Annotated in this window: 1 protein-coding gene; it reads left to right on the top strand. The window is 55.2% G+C overall.

Features of this window, described 5'->3' with window-relative positions; genetic code table 11:
• Positions 1–123: 123 nt before the first annotated feature.
• Positions 124–1,113, top strand: a 990-nt coding sequence (locus ACR0E6_RS21465; protein WP_480587114.1) for a 2Fe-2S iron-sulfur cluster-binding protein, incomplete at its 3' end; no start/stop codon positions are given.

Raw genomic sequence — 1,113 nt, 5'->3', positions numbered from 1 at the left:
TGATTGGCAGGGATATGCCGGCAAAATGCGTCAGACAGATGAGTTTGCCTTTGAACCTTACCTTGGCGGGATGGTGGTCCGGTCATTGACAACAACTTATGACTACCGGTGATTGGTGATTTAATGCAGCGCGACTTCTATCCATTGACCGTATCTGACATCCGCACAGAGATCGGCGGTGTAGCCACAAGTGTCACTTTAGATGTCCCTGCCAGACTGGCTGATCTGTTTCAATGGATAGCAGGGCAACATTTGACGATCAGGTTTTTGATCGAAGGGCAGGAACATAGGCGCAGCTACACCATCTCAAACCCTCCTGGATCCGCACTGCGCATCACTGTGAAACGAGTGAAAGGCGGGATCGTGTCGAACCATATCGGTGATGCTCTGTCGGTGGGCGATATCATCGAAGTCATGCCCCCCTTTGGACAGTTCACCTTAACGCCCGGACTCCTTAAACGCCGCACACACTATTTCTTTGGCGCGGGCAGCGGCATCACGCCTTTATACGCGATGATCAATGCCGTTTTGACGGCAGAGCCGCATTCCGTCGCGCATTTGGTTTTCGGCAACACCAACGCGAACAGCATCATTTTTCGGGACGAGTTGGAGCAGATCCAAGCTCGATACCCAAAACGCTTTTCTGTGCGCCATGTTCTGTCCCACCCGTCACTGCTGAGTTGGTTCAGCCCTTGGCGCACGGGTCGGTTGGACGCAAACACCGTTCAGGCCGCTATTGCCGAGACCCCACCTGTAGCGCAGGACGTGCAGTACTGGATCTGCGGTCCGGGCAGCATGAACACTGACCTGCGGGCGGCGCTCAAGAATTTGGACGTGCCTGACGATCGCATTCACACGGAAAGCTTTGGAGGGAATGCCGAGCCCGACCTCAGCACGTCAGGGGTCGCAGCGACAGCCCGCATAAATCTGCATGGTGCATGGCATGACGTACCGGTGGCTGCGGGTCAAACCATACTGGAAGCTGCCCAATTGAAAGGCTTAAATCCACCATACAGTTGCCAGTCCGGTGTCTGCGGTGCCTGTGTTGCCCGGCTTACCGAAGGGGCCGTCCATATGCGGAACCGAGTTGCACTTGAAGACGGAGATATCTCG

This window comes from Ruegeria sp. AP12 (genome assembly GCF_056540025.1).
This window is presented reverse-complemented; position numbering and strand designations above follow the sequence as displayed.